This is a genomic window from Streptomyces sp. NPDC090088 (genome assembly GCF_044747345.1).
Classification (GTDB): domain Bacteria; phylum Actinomycetota; class Actinomycetes; order Streptomycetales; family Streptomycetaceae; genus Streptomyces.
In genome coordinates this window covers 476372-489269 of sequence record NZ_JBIVDZ010000003.1, presented here as the reverse complement: position 1 = coordinate 489269, position 12898 = coordinate 476372, and the positions used below count along the sequence as shown (strand labels likewise).

11 protein-coding genes are annotated in these 12898 nt (G+C 73.0%); 9 read left to right on the top strand and 2 right to left on the bottom strand.

Features of this window, described 5'->3' with window-relative positions; genetic code table 11:
- Nucleotides 1–142: 142 nt before the first annotated feature.
- The 7 genes from ACIPSJ_RS18140 to ACIPSJ_RS18110 all read left to right on the top strand — a co-directional run bounded on the left by ACIPSJ_RS18140 (nt 143) and on the right by ACIPSJ_RS18110 (nt 8233).
- Nucleotides 143–634, top strand: coding sequence for a MarR family transcriptional regulator (locus ACIPSJ_RS18140; protein ID WP_365679178.1), 492 nt, complete (start codon nt 143–145; stop codon nt 632–634).
- 69 nt (nt 635–703) lie between these two features.
- On the top strand, nt 704–1807 hold the full coding sequence (locus ACIPSJ_RS18135) for a sugar ABC transporter substrate-binding protein (protein WP_401346791.1): 1104 nt from the start codon (nt 704–706) through the stop codon (nt 1805–1807).
- A gap of 28 nt (nt 1808–1835) precedes the next feature.
- Nucleotides 1836–2615 carry an ATP-binding cassette domain-containing protein gene (locus ACIPSJ_RS18130; protein ID WP_359206823.1) on the top strand — a complete coding sequence of 260 codons (780 nt, stop codon included), beginning with the start codon at nt 1836–1838 and terminating at the stop codon, nt 2613–2615.
- Complete coding sequence (locus tag ACIPSJ_RS18125) at nt 2606–3814, top strand: sugar ABC transporter permease (protein ID WP_401346788.1); 1209 nt, start codon at nt 2606–2608, stop codon at nt 3812–3814. The genes ACIPSJ_RS18130 and ACIPSJ_RS18125 overlap by 10 nt, the downstream gene beginning before the upstream one ends.
- A gap of 143 nt (nt 3815–3957) precedes the next feature.
- Nucleotides 3958–4647, top strand: coding sequence for an RNA polymerase sigma factor (locus ACIPSJ_RS18120; RefSeq protein WP_401347434.1), 690 nt, complete (start codon nt 3958–3960; stop codon nt 4645–4647).
- Entirely contained in the window at nt 4644–5732 is a 1089-nt protein-coding gene (locus ACIPSJ_RS18115; protein ID WP_401346786.1) for a CU044_5270 family protein, read from the top strand. The genes ACIPSJ_RS18120 and ACIPSJ_RS18115 overlap by 4 nt, the downstream gene beginning before the upstream one ends.
- A gap of 104 nt (nt 5733–5836) precedes the next feature.
- The gene (locus ACIPSJ_RS18110; protein WP_359206833.1) at nt 5837–8233 is read left to right on the top strand and encodes a SpoIIE family protein phosphatase; all 2397 of its coding nucleotides are present in this window, start codon (nt 5837–5839) and stop codon (nt 8231–8233) included.
- A gap of 1 nt (nt 8234) precedes the next feature.
- Here ACIPSJ_RS18110 and ACIPSJ_RS18105 read toward each other — a convergent pair whose 3' ends face one another.
- Both ACIPSJ_RS18105 and ACIPSJ_RS18100 read right to left on the bottom strand, forming a co-directional pair.
- On the bottom strand, nt 8235–8645 hold the full coding sequence (locus tag ACIPSJ_RS18105) for a hypothetical protein (RefSeq protein ID WP_401346784.1): 411 nt from the start codon (nt 8643–8645) through the stop codon (nt 8235–8237).
- Nucleotides 8646–8778: 133 nt separating this feature from the next.
- Nucleotides 8779–9576 carry an SGNH/GDSL hydrolase family protein gene (locus tag ACIPSJ_RS18100; protein ID WP_401346781.1) on the bottom strand — a complete coding sequence of 266 codons (798 nt, stop codon included), beginning with the start codon at nt 9574–9576 and terminating at the stop codon, nt 8779–8781.
- 314 nt (nt 9577–9890) lie between these two features.
- On the opposite strand from ACIPSJ_RS18100, the gene ACIPSJ_RS18095 reads away from it, so the two are divergent.
- Nucleotides 9891–11843: a BTAD domain-containing putative transcriptional regulator gene (locus tag ACIPSJ_RS18095; protein ID WP_401346779.1), complete on the top strand. Its 1953-nt coding sequence runs from the start codon at nt 9891–9893 to the stop codon at nt 11841–11843.
- Nucleotides 11844–11886: 43 nt separating this feature from the next.
- A complete protein-coding gene (locus ACIPSJ_RS18090; RefSeq protein WP_359206845.1) occupies nt 11887–12804 on the top strand; it encodes a peptidoglycan-binding protein in 918 nt (305 codons plus the stop codon).
- The last annotated feature ends 94 nt before the right edge of the window (nt 12805–12898 follow it).

Sequence of the window (12898 nt, the reverse complement as noted above, 5' to 3'; positions counted from 1 at the left end):
TTCCTCTCGTTCGCGGGTGCTCGTCCCACCGTACGATTTCATTGACTAGTCAGCAATTGATTGCTCAGCGATTGAGACAGCAGTGACTGAGGTGGCAGTGACTGAAACGGCAGTAAGTGCCCTCGCAGTAAAGTCGCCGGCGATGAACTCCACCCCGCAGCACGACGACGAAGCCGCCGCCCGCGCCGCCAACAGCCCGCTCGTCCGGGACTTCGGGCTGCTGATCAAGTCCGCCACCCGGCTGGAGCAGCGCATCGACGGCGCGCTGCGCCGCGAGTGCGGGATCAGCCACACCATGCTGGAGGTGCTGATACGGCTCTGCCGCCGGCCCGGCGAGGAGGTCTCCCAGCGGCAGCTGGCCGACGATCTGACGCTCACCAGCAGCGGCACCACCCGGCTGATCGACCGCATGGAGGAGGCCGGTCTCGTCCGGCGCGTGCCGTCCCCCGGGGACCGGCGGGTGGCCCTGGTGGAGCCGACCGGCGAGGGGCGCACGGTGTTCCTGGGAGCGGCGGCCGTGCACGCCCGGGTGGTCGAGGAGTTCTTCGTCCGGCCGCTGGCCGCCGACGACTACACCCGGCTGACCGCCGCGCTGGGCACGATCGACCGGGCACTGCGGGAGCAGACCGGCTGACCGCTTGGCTACCCTGACATCAGACCCCCATAGGGGGTCATTTCGGCAGAAGTCCGCAAGGAACCGAAGATGGGTCTCGGTGTCGGTGTTCCGAAGCGCAGGTCCCTGTCCCGCGCGGCCGTCGCGGTCACGGTCGGCGCCGGACTGGCGCTGACCGGCGCCTGCGGCGGGAGCGGAAGCGCACACGGCGACGCCCTCAGCGTCGGCGTGCTGCTGCCCGGCGGCGGGGCCTCGCGGTTCGGGCAGTTCGACCGGCCGCTGATCGAGCGGAAGCTGAAGGAGCTGTGCCCGCGCTGCCCGGCACCGGCCGTCGCCGCCACCCCCGAGCCGGACGTCCAGCAGCAACAGCTCGACGCCATGATCACCCGGGGCGTGGACGTCCTGATCCTCTCCGCGATCGACCCCAAGGCGCTGCGCTCGTCCGTCGAGGCCGCCCACCGGGCCGGTATCCCGGTCGTCGCCTACGACCGGCTCGCGCAGGGCCCGGTCTCCGGTTACGTCACCTTCGACGGCGACACGATCGGCCGGCTCCAGGGCGAGGCCCTGCTGAAGGGCATGGGCGCGAAGGCCCGCGGCGGCCAGATCGTCATGATGAACGGCGCCGCGACCGACCCGAACTCCGGCTGGTTCAAGCGGGGGGCGCTCTCCGTGCTCCGGGGCAAGGTCAGGATCGGCAAGTCGTACGACACCGCCGGCTGGCGGCCGGAGAACGCCTTCGCCGACATGACCGGCGCCATCGCCGCCCTGGGCCCCGGCCGCATCGACGGGGTGCTCGCCGCCAACGACACCCTCGCCGGTGCCGTGATCTCCGCGCTCGACGCCGGCGCGGTCCGGCCGCTGCCCCCGGTGACCGGGCAGGACGCCGACCTCTCGGCGGTGCGGCGGATCGTCGCGGGCCGGCAGTACATGACCGTCTACAAGTCCTACCGGGCCGAGGCCGACGCGGCCGTCGAGATGGCCGTGGCACTGGGGCACGGCGAGCCGGTCGGGTCCTCCGCCACCGCCGCCGTCGACAGCCCGACCACCAGGAACATCCCCTCGGTGCTGCTGCCGTCCTACTCGGTGACGACCGGCACGATCAAGGACACTCTGATGAAGGACGGTATATACACCCTCGACCAGATATGCACCCCCAAGCTCCGGTCCGCCTGCGACCGGGCCGGACTCACCTGACGCCTCGGCGGGGGAAGGAGGTGGCCTCGTGGTGCAGCCCCTGCTGGCGCTGCGCGGCGTCTCCAAACGCTTCGCCGCCGTCCAGGCGCTGGTCGACGTCGACCTGGAGATCCGGGCCGGGGAGGTGGTGGCCCTGGTCGGCGGCAACGCCGCAGGCAAGTCGACGCTGGTCAAGGTGGTCTCGGGGGTGCTCTCCCCGGACCGGGGCGTCCTCGTGTGGGAGGGCCGCCCGGTCCAGATCAGACGCCCGCACGACGCCCGCGCCCTCGGGATCGCGACCGTCTACCAGGACCTCGCGATGTGCGGGAACCTCGACGTCGTCGGCAACCTCTTCCTCGGCCGGGAGATCCACCGGTACGGCGTCCTGGACGAGGTGGAGATGGAGCGCCGCACCCGTGAGCTGCTGCGGACCCTGCCCGTCGACGTCCCCGACGTGCGGGCGCCGCTCGCCACCCTGTCCAGCGGCCAGCGGCAGGCCGTCGCGATCACCCGCTCGTTCCTCAGCGCACCGCGGCTGCTGCTGCTCGACGAGCCCACCGCGTCGCTCGGCATCGAACAGACCAACCAGCTCCTCGACCTCGTCGAGGAACTCCGCGACCGGGGCACCGGGGTGCTGCTGATCAGCCACAACATGGGGGACATCAAGGCCGTCGCCGACCGCGTCGCCGTGCTGCGCCTCGGCCGCAACAACGGCCTCTTCGACGTGGGCCGGACCTCCCAGGAACAGATCATCGCCTCCATCACGGGCGCGGCGGACCACTCCGGACGGCAGCGCCCGCCGGCCGACCCGCAGGAGAGATGGTCGTGAGGGGGCAGCCCGCCGGACGGCTGGGGAACTGCGGGGACACCGCGCGCCGCCGACTGCACCAGGGCGGTCTCGGCCCGGCGCCGGTGGTGCTCGCCCTCGCCGTGATCTGGGCGGTCTTCCAGAGCCTCAACGCGAACTTCCTCTCGCCGCGCAACCTGTCCGTGCTCAGCGTGGACATCGTGGGGACCGGGCTGGTCGCCGTCGGGGTCGTCTTCGTGCTGCTGATCGGCGAGATCGACCTGTCGGTGGGCTCGCTCGCGGGCCTGTCGGGCGCCCTGTTCGCGACGCTGAACGTGAACCACGGAATGCCCGAGGGGCCGGCCGTGCTGGTCGCGGTGGCGGTGGGCGGGGCCGCCGGGGCCTTCCACGGGTTCGTCTTCACCAAGACCGGGGTCCCGGCCTTCGTGGTGACCCTCGCCGGGCTGCTGACCTGGAACGGCCTGATGCTCTACCTGCTGGGCGCGGAGGGTTCCATCGGCTTCGACGGCGACGGACTGGTCGCCATGCTCACCAGCCGCCACTTCCCGACCGCCGTCGCCACCTACGGCCTGGCGGCCCTCGGCACGGCGGCCCACCTCGCCGTCTCCCTGCACGACCGCGGCCGGCGCGCCGCCACCGGCATGCCGTGCCGCCCGGCGGCCGAGGTCTGGGGCCGTACGGCCCTGCTCGCCGCGGCCGCCTTCGCCGCCGCGTACGTCCTGAACCGGTTCCAGGGCCTGCCTCTCGCCCTGCTGGTCTTCCTCGCCGTCCTCGTCGCCTCCGATCTCCTGCTGCGCCGCACCACCTACGGCCGCCAGGTGCACGCCCTGGGCGGCGGCGCGGAGGCGGCCCTGCGGGCGGGCGTCAACGTGGCGCGGGTACGGGTCTCGGTGTTCCTGGTGTCGGGCGCGCTGGCCGCGGCCGGCGGCCTGTTCGTGGCCTCCCGGCTCACCTCGGCGACCCAGGTGGCGGGCTCCGGCATGCTGCTGATCAACGCGATCGCCGCCGCCGTCATCGGCGGCACCAGCCTCTTCGGCGGCCGCGGCTCGACCTGGTCCGCGCTGCTCGGCGTCCTCGTCATCCAGTCCATCGCCTCCGGCATGGCCCTGCTGGGCGTCCAGCCCGCCGTCCAGTTCATGATCACCGGTGGGGTGCTGCTGATCGCGGTGGTCTTCGACTCCCTGGCCCAGCGGGCGGCGGCCGCACGGGGGCGGGCCTAGCACCGGGAGGTGTCCGGCAGCCCGTGCCGCAGACTGGGGCCGGCCGGGGAAGCGGGTGAGCCAACGGGTGGGACAACGGGTGTGATCCATATCACGGGAAGTCGGTGTCGCGTGCCGGACAGCTCAGTGACGTGAGCACACATATGCGTACCCGGGTACGGGCCGGGGAGTCGAGCGCGTTCGCGGAGCTGTTCGACAGCTATGCCAACGCCGTCTACAACCATGCCTTCCGGCTCACCGCCGACCGGTCGGTCGCCGAGGACGTGATGGCGGCGACCTTCCTGGAGGCATGGCGACTGCGCGAGCGGGTCGACCCCGAGGGCGGTTCGCTCCGTCCGTGGCTGCTGGGCATCGCCACCAACACCGCCCGCAACCAGTACCGGAGCAACCGCCGCTACCGGGCCGCCGCCCAGGCCGCGGCGGCGGCCGAACTCGCGGTGCCCGACCACGCGGACGAGGTGGCCGACCGGATCGACAGCCGGCGCCGTCTCGCCACGGCCCTCACCGCCCTCGCCGGACTGCGCAGGCCGGAGCGCGAGGTCGTCACGCTCTGCCTGGGCGAGGGCCTGGACTACGAGGCCGCGGCGGAGGCGCTCGGCATCCCCGTCGGCACGGTGGCCTCCCGGCTCTCCCGCGCCCGAAGAAAGCTGCGCCACCTCACCGACGCGCCGATCACGGCCGTACCGCCCGCCGGCGCATCGCCCGCCGGAGTACCGCCCGGCGGCGCACCGGCGAAAAAAGTTCGCGGAGATCGGGAAGGCGACCGCCCCGCCCGACAGACAAGAGGTGATCACACCCACGTGATCCGGCCCGCGCAGGAAGGAAGACGATGACCGCGAAAGCCTCCCGGAAGCACCCGGCCGAGGTGGACGGCGGCGCCGAGCGGCTGCTGTCCGCCACGGCGCGGGACCTGCCGCCGGGCCGCCACCAGTTCCACAAGGAGCGACTGATGGCCCAGATCCACGACCTGCAGCAGACGGAGTCCGCGGCGACGGCCCCCGCGCAGGAGCGGCGCCGCCGCTTTCCGCGTCCGGTGATCGCGCTGCCCCTGACGGCGGCGGCGCTGGCCGCGGCGGTCGTCGCCGGACTGACCCTGTCCGGCGGCGGCAACGGCGTACAGGACTACGGCCCGGCCCTCACCACCAGCATCGGCGCGGCCAGCAGCAAGGGCGTGCCGCAGCTCCTCGACCAGATCTCCCTGGCGGCCGCCAAGACCTCCCGCCCGGACGTCCGGCCCGGCCAGTACATCTACATCAGGTCCGAGTCGGCCGACACCTACGTCAGGCACGTCGGCGACACGGCCTCCCTGGCGAGCCACCCGCTGCACACCCGGCAGATCTGGAAGTCCGCGGACGGCACCAAGGGCTGGCTGATCGACCCGGCCGTCAACGACAGCCCCGAGGGCGAGACCCTGTCCCTCCCGGACGAGCAGGGCAACACCCCCGAGCCGACCCTGAACGGCCCGTCGTACGACTACCTCACCCAGCTCACCACCGACCCCGACCAGCTGCTGGCCAAGATCTACAAGGAGACGAAGGGCCAGGGGAACTCCCCCGACCAGGAGGCGTTCACCACCATCGGCGACCTGCTCGGCGAGAGCTACCCGCCGGCGGAGCTGTATCCGGCGCTGTTCAAGGCCGCCGAGAAGATCCCCGGTGTCGTCGTGGTCGACGACTCGACCGACGCGGTGGGCCGGCACGGTGTGGCGGTGGCCCGGCTGGACGAGACCAGCGGGGAGCGCGAGGAGTGGATCTTCGACAAGAAGACCCATGTCTTCCTCGGCGAACGCACGGTCCAGGTCCGCAAGAACAGCGGCGACGACGCGCTGATCACCCCCGGCACCATCCTCTTCACCAGCGCCGTCATGGAGCGCAGCGTCGTGGACGGCATCAGGCAGACCCCCTCCGCGAAGTCCTGACCGCCGCCCGTTCGCGGTGGTCCCCCCGTGCCGCCGGTTGAGCGGGACGGGGCGCGGCGGGATCCTGGGAAGCGGGTGCGGACACAGGGACACCCGGAGGCACCATGGAGGGACGCGTACCGGAGGACCTGGCGGTCGTCGTCGACGCCGGTGGGGCGGTGCTGGTGTGGAGTGCGGGTGCCCGGCGGCTGCTCGGCTACGAGCCCGCCGAGGTCGTCGGCCGGCCCGCGCGGAGCCTGCTCGCCGCCGACCTGCCCGCCTCCGCCCGCCGTCATCTCGCCGCCGGCCACCGCTGGTCCACCGAGGTGGCGCTGCGGCACCGCGACGGCGACCGGGTCGTCGTACGCCTCCAGGGCACCCCGCTCGCGGACACCGGTCCCAAGCCGCTGTGGCTGGTGACCGGTGCCGCGCAGACCACCGTGGCCGGGCGCGACCAGCCCGGGGCGGCGGCCCTGTGGGACCTCACGCTCGCCCAGCTGCCGATGCCGGTGGCGATCTACGACCGTGAGGCGAGGTTCGTCGCCGCCAACGACGTCATGAGCCGGATCATGGGCCGGCCCGCGGCGGAGATGCGCGGTCTGACCCTGTGGGAGATCGAGCCCAGCTTCCCCTTCGACGTGTACGACCGCCTCCAGCGGCAGGTGCTGCGCACCGGGCGGACGGTCTTCCACGAGCAGCACGGCCAGGCGCCCGGCGAGACCCGGGAGCACTCCTGGTCGATGTACTTCTCCGCGCTGAAGGACGAGACGGGCACGGTGCAGGGTCTGTCCGCGATCGTCTTCGACACCACGGAGCAGTACTGGGCCCGCCGCCACCTGGCCGTCCTCAACGACGCCAGCATGCGCATCGGCACCACCCTGGACGTGATCCGGACCGCCGAGGAACTGGCCGAGGTGGCGGTGGGCGGGTTCGCGGACTTCGTCACCGTCGACCTGCTGGAGTCCGTCGCCCTCGGGGACGAACCGGAGCCGCTGCCGCCGGGCCGGGCGGTCACCGTACGCCGTACCGCACAGCGCTCGGTGCTGCCGGGCTGCCCGGAGGCGGTGGCCGACCCCGGCGACCCGATCCGCTACCCGGCCGGGACCCCGCCGCTGCGGGCCCTGCTCGCGGGCCGCGGCACCCGGCACACCCCGGGCGAACCCGGGATGCGGGAGTGGATCACGTCGTCCCAGGCCCGTGCCGACTCGGTCGCCCGGCACATGATCCACTCGGTGCTGATGGTCCCGCTGCGCGCCCGCGGGGTCACCCTCGGCCTGGCGCACTTCCTGCGGCACCGCACGCCCGAGTCGTTCACCGAGGACGACCAGCGGCTCGCCGAGGAGATCGTCGCCCGGGCCGCGGTGAGCGTGGACAACGCCCGCCGCTACACCCGCGAGCGCCGCACCGCCCTGGCCCTGCAGCGCAGCCTGCTGCCCGGCCGGCCGCCGGGGCTGGTGGCGACGGAGGTGGCCTACCGGTATCTGCCCACCGGGTCCGGCGAGGACGTCGGCGGCGACTGGTTCGACGTGATCCCGCTGTCCGGCGCCCGGGTCGCCCTGGTGGTCGGGGACGTGGTCGGCCACGGCATCCGCGCCTCCGCCACGATGGGCCGGCTGCGGACGGCGGTGCGCACCCTGGCCGACGTCGACCTGGCCCCCGACGAACTCCTCACCCAGCTCGACGACCTCGTGATCCGGCTCGACCGCGAGGAGGGCCCGGACGTGCCCGGCCGGGCCGAGGCGACGTCCGGCGAGGTCGGCGCGACCTGCCTGTACGCCGTCTACGACCCGGTGACCCGGCGCTGCACCATGGCCCGCGCCGGCCATCCGGCCCCGGCCCTGGTCCCGCCCGACGGCGCGGCCCGCCTCCTCGACCTCCCGGCCGGGCCGCCGCTGGGCCTGGGCGGCCTGCCCTTCGAGTCGGCCGAGGTGGAACTGGCGGAGGGCAGCGTGCTCGCCCTCTACACCGACGGCCTGGTACGGACGGCCGGCCAGGACATGGAGGCGGGCGTGGGCCTGCTGTGCCGGGCGCTGGCCGATCCGGCCGCGCCCCTGGAGGAGACCTGCGACCACGTGCTGCGCACGGTCCTCACCGACCGGCCCGGCGACGACATCGTCCTGCTCCTCGCCCGCACCTCCGCCCTGGACACCGCGCAGGTCCGCACCTGGCAGCTCCCGAGGCACCCGGCCGCCGTCGCCGGGGCCCGGAAGATGGCGTGCGAGCAGCTGGAGACCTGGGGCCTGACAGAGGCGTCCTTCGCCACGGAACTGATCGTCAGCGAGCTGGTCACCAACGCGGTCCGCTACGGCGACAGCCCGATCTCCCTGCGCCTGATCCGTGACACGTCCCTGATCTGCGAGGTCTCCGACGGCAGCAGCACGGCCCCGCACCTGCGCCGGGCCCGGGTCTACGACGAGGGCGGCCGGGGGCTGCTCCTGGTCGCCCAGATCGCGGAACGCTGGGGCAGCCGTCAGACCCCGACCGGCAAGACGATCTGGGCGGAACAGCCGCTGCCCGCCTGACTCAGCGGGCGAGCGGCCGGTCCCGGCGCGGGGTGTCCAGCCCGGTCGACACGACGGCCGCCACGACGGCCGAGCCGATGAAACTCCCCACCATGACCAGCGCCACGCCGACCATGAAGAGCCCGCTGGCGTCGTCCGACCAGTCCACACCGGCGGCGAGGGTGAGCCCGGCGGTCGTCCCCGCCACGGCGGCCGCGCTGTGCCCCCGCGCCGCCGCCCAGCCCACCGCCGCCAGCAGCGTCACCACCAGCCCCGCGACCTGCCACACCGCGTACGGCCCGCTCACCGAGCCGTCGGCGGCCACGTCGTACTCCTGGTCCCAGCCCAGCCAGCCGGCCCAGGCCGCCACCGACACCCCGGCCGACACCGACGTCGGCACCAGCACCCGCAGAACGGATCTCTGAAGTCCCATGCCCCCAGCGTCACGGCCGGGCGCGGCACCGGACAGAGCACGGATACTCAGACGGATCCGAGTACCTCGGGGCGCGTGGGTGATGTCCGGGCGGTTCTGTATTCGCTGACCGGCCACGGAATCGCCGCTCGTCTCAGCCGGTGACCTCGTTGAGCCTCGCGTCGTAGCCCGCCAGGTAGCCCATCAGGGTGGGGTGGAAGACCTCGGTGCCGGCGCTCAGATCGTTGATCCACGGGTCGGAGCCGCACGCCCCGTGGCCCTGGAAGGCGGCGCGTACGTCGACGAACTCCACCGACTCCTCGGCCGCCGCGGCGGCGGTGCCCTCCGCCAGCGCGTCGGCCAGCCCGTTCATGGCGGTGCGCTTGGCCGCACTCAGGTCGATCAGCGGGCAGGTGCCGGTCGGGGAGAGGGTGCGCGGGTAACCGAGAACGACGATCCGGGCGTTCGGCGCCTTGCTCCTGATGTCCTGGTACAGCTCGGCCAGTTCCGTGACCATCTGGTTCCTGGCGTAGGACGACATCCACAGCGTGGCCGTGGCGCAGTAGCTGTCGCTCTGGGTGAGGCACGCCTGGACCACGGAGGAGAACTGGGCGTCGTTGCCGCCCACGGTGAGCGTGACGAGATCGGTGCCGGTACCCAGCGCGGACAGCTGCTTGTCGCGCACGTCCGCGATGGTCGCGCCGCTGCAGGAGACGTCCTTCAGCGTGTAGTCCGCGTGCGCGGCCGCCCACAGGGCCGGGTAGTCGGCCGGGCTGCGCTTGCAGTCGCCGCCGGCGCTGTCGTAGTAACCCGTGCCGACCCCGGAGGCGTACGAATCCCCCAGCGCCACGTACTCCTGGCCCGTCGCCGCCTGGGCGGGCGTGCTCATCACCCCGGCCGTCCCGGCGAAGGCCAGCACCGCGCCGACGACGGCCGACATCAATTTACGCATGAGTACCTTTGATTTCCTTGTGGATCTTGGCGGTTGGATCCTACTCACGCCTGTTGTTCGTCAATTGCCGTTGTGTTGTCATCAATTGAGCCTCCGTCAGCCATTCGAGGCACTACCGTCGACGGTCCACCGGCACGCGGACGACACCACGAGCACGACCACGAGCGCGACCACGAAAAGCACCACGAACCGCGTGGAACAACACCCCGACAACGCGCAGGCAACGGACCATTGGTTGACTGCTTCGCCGAACCGTCATATGAACCCCGTACCAGCCCTTCGCGCCCGGTACCGCCCAGGAGGGCCCGACCCCGATGAACCACCGGCCCGGACAGGAGACGCGGTTCTGCCTGCTCGGGCCCGTCGAGGTGCTGAGGGACGGGGTCCCCCTCGATCTGGGGCCCCGGCAGCGCCGGCTGCTGCTCGTCCGGCTGCTCGTCGAGGACGGCCGGCCCGTCTCGCAGGACACGATCCTGCGGGACCTGTGGCCCACGGACCGGCCGACCGGCGCCGCCTCCTCGGTGCGCGCCCACATCAGCCGGCTGCGCGCGGTCCTCGACCCGGCCCGGCAGGGCCCGTCCACCATGCTGGTGAGCAGCCCCGCCGGGTACGCGCTGAAGATGCCCCCCGAGGCACGGGACACCGCCCTGTTCGAGCTGGGCGTGAGCAGGGCGCGCGAGGCTCTGAGGACCCGTCAACTGGTCCTCGCCCGGCGGGAGATCGACGCGGCGCTCACGCTGTGGCGCGGTGAGGCGCTGGCCGAGGCCGGAGAGCACGCCTTCGCGATCCGCGAGCGCGCCCGGCTCGACGGCGCACTGCACGACGCCAGGGAGTTGCGGGCCACGATCCTCGTCCAGCAGGGCGAGACGGAACAGGCGATCGACGTCGCCCAGAGCCTCGTGCTCAAGGCCCCGCTGCGGGAGACCTCCTGGGCGCTGCTGATGCGCGCGCTGTACACGGCCGGGCGGCCCGTCGAGGCGCTGAAGCAGTACGAGCGGTTCCGCGACATGCTCGCCACCGAGCTCGGCCTGGACCCCAGCCCCCAGCTCCGGGACCTGCACACCGCGATCCTGCGGCACGACGTCGTCGTCCTCGGCAGCGCGGGCTCCACCTCGCACGCCCCGGCGCGCGACCTCACCGCCGCCCGCGTGCACCCGCGCCCGTCCTCCGTGACCGCGCCCTTCGTGGGCCGCGGCGAGGAGATGGCCCAACTGGCCGCCCTGCTGTCGGCCGCGACCTCCGACCGCCCCCAGTGGGCCGTGGTCAACGGGGAGCAGGGGTCCGGGAAGACCCGGCTGGTGGAGGAGATCTCCGCCAAGGCCGCCGCGGCCGGATTCACCGTCGCCCGCACCCTGGCCGGCCAGGCCCTCAGCGGCAACCGGGGTGTCAGCCAGACCTGCGCCGCCAAGCAGCTCCTGGACGCGCTGCGGCAGGACGGCAAGGACTCCGCCGAGGACAAGGACGCGCAGAAGGGCCCCCTGGCGGCGGTCGTACGGCAACTCACCCTGGGACCCACGCTGGTGGTCGCCGACGACCTCGACCGGGCATCGCAGAGCTTCCACAAACTGATGCGCCGGCTCGCCCAGGTGCTCCGGGAGGCCCCGGTCCTCTTCGTGTGCACCATGCGCGACCCCGACACCCCCGTCTCCAGCCTGCTGCTCGCCGAACTCGCCCTGCGCGGCGCGTCCTGGCTGCCCCTGCGACCGCTGACCGTCGGCGACGTGGCCGAACTCCTGGCGGCGAGCGGCGAGCAGGCCCCGTCCGGGGCGGCCCAGGCCCTGCACCGGCGGGCCGAGGGACACCCGTTCGCCCTGACCGAGTTGCTCCGGCTGCCGCCGGACCGGCGTCTCGGGCCGGACGCCCAGGTACCGGCCGCCGTACGCAACATCGTCCACGCCCGCCTGCTCGAACTGCCCGAACCGGCCCGCACGATGCTCGCCTACGCCGCCGCCGACGAAGATCCGCTGGACCTCGGTCTGCTCGCCGACGTCCAGGGCCTCGCCCCCGACGAGCTGCTGCGTCTGATCGACGCCGCGGTGACCGCCCGGATCCTGGTCTGGGACGCCGACCCCGGCGCGCCCGGCACCGGCCGCTACCGGCTGCCCGAGCTCCCGCGCGACGTGGTGCTGAGCACCCAGACCCCCTCCTCCCGACAGCTTCGGCACGCCGCACTCGCCCGTGCGCTCGCGAGCCGTGCCGACGGCGATCCGGCCCGCCTGGACCGGCATCGCCACGCGGCGGGCCCGACGGCCCTCACCGCCCCATGACAAGACCACCCCCCTTTCCATCACACTCACCTCAGGAGTTGAGATGAGCACCAAGACGGGACCCCAGCGTTACCCCGGCGCCAGCCGCGCCAACTGGTACCAGGACGACTTCGGCGGCGACCCGATGCAGGTCAACGTCGTCGTCCTGCACACCACCGAGGGCTACAGCCTGCCCGGCTACGACGGCGGGGCCACCGCGCCGAACCTGACGGCGGTCCCCGATCTCGCCGCGAAGAAGCTGAAGTGGTACCAGCACTTCGACATCGAGACCTCCTCCCGGGCACTGGTCAACCTGAAGGGCGGTGTGGAGACCAACACCCTCAACGTGTGCCAGGTCGAGCTGACCGGCACCTGCGACCCGAAGACCCACGCCAAGTGGCAGGCCGCCGGCCACGACCACATCTACTGGCCGGACGCGCCGGAATGGGCCCTGCAGGGCGTCGCCCGGTTCCTGGCCTGGATGCACGAGGAGCACGGCGTACCGCTGTCCGGCCCGACGTCCTGGCCCGCCTATCCCACGTCGTACGGCACCGGCGGCGGCCAGCGGATGACCGGCGCGCAGTGGAGCGACTTCAAGGGTGTCTGCGGGCACATGCACGTCCCCGAGAACGTCCACGGCGACCCCGGCGCGATCGACTTCGCCAGGATCCTCAAGGACGCGAAGGCCGACCTGGACGTGGACGACGACACCCCGGTGACGAAGACACCCACCAAGCCGAAGGTCCCCGCCTTCCCGGGCCGCAAGTACTTCACGGCCGGGGCCTCGAACGCCTATGTCCTCCAGCTCGGCAAGCAGCTGGTCAAGCGCGGTTTCGGCGACCACTACAAGGTCGGCCCGAGCAGAAACTGGGGCGAGGCCGACCGGCTGAACGTCCGCGACTTCCAGAAGTCCCGCAAGGAGCTGCGCGGCGACGCCGACGGCACCCCCGGCCCACTGACCTGGCGCCTCCTCTTCTCCTGACACGGCAGGCCGACCCCCGGCGGTGGGGGGGGGGGGGGCGCCCCCCCCCCCCGGGGGGGGGGGCCGCGGGGGGCGGCCCGGGCGCCGGGGGGGT